The organism is Chryseobacterium arthrosphaerae, from assembly GCF_001684965.1.
Taxonomy (GTDB): Bacteria; Bacteroidota; Bacteroidia; order Flavobacteriales; family Weeksellaceae; genus Chryseobacterium; species Chryseobacterium arthrosphaerae.
Genome location: NZ_MAYG01000011.1, coordinates 1 through 455, shown reverse-complemented (window position 1 = coordinate 455; position 455 = coordinate 1). Strand labels below are relative to the sequence as shown.

At 35.6% G+C, this 455-nt stretch carries 1 pseudogene; it reads left to right on the top strand.

Annotated features, from left to right (window positions below):
• Positions 1 to 340: pseudogene (locus BBI00_RS15330) on the top strand (sterol desaturase family protein); the annotation flags it as partial.
• Positions 341 to 455: the final 115 nt, after the last annotated feature.

Here is a 455-nt window from a genome sequence, read left to right as displayed (position 1 = left end):
CTGGGATAAAATTTTCGGGACTTTTGAAAAAGAAGATCCTGAAGTTCCTGTAAAATATGGAGTTTATCCGAAAATAAAATCCAAAGATCCCGCAACGATGCTTTTCTATGAATGGAGAAGAATAGGGAAAGATATCAGACAGCCGGGAATTTCTTTTAAAGACCGTCTAAAATATCTTTTTTATTCGCCAGGATGGAGACATGACGGAACTGGAAAAACCGTCAAACAGTATCAGAAAGAATATAAAGAGAAAATAAAAACTCCTGTTAAAGTACAGGAACAACTATTAGAATCTGAAAATCAATATTCCCAGCTGATTCAACACGCAGAGGATAAATAAAAATACCCCGGTCATCGAAAATCCGATAAACCGGGGCACCTTAGTGTATCTTTACAATTATTTTACTGGTTTAATTGAAATTGCGAAACCGCCGCTTCTTGCCATTTTAAAATTA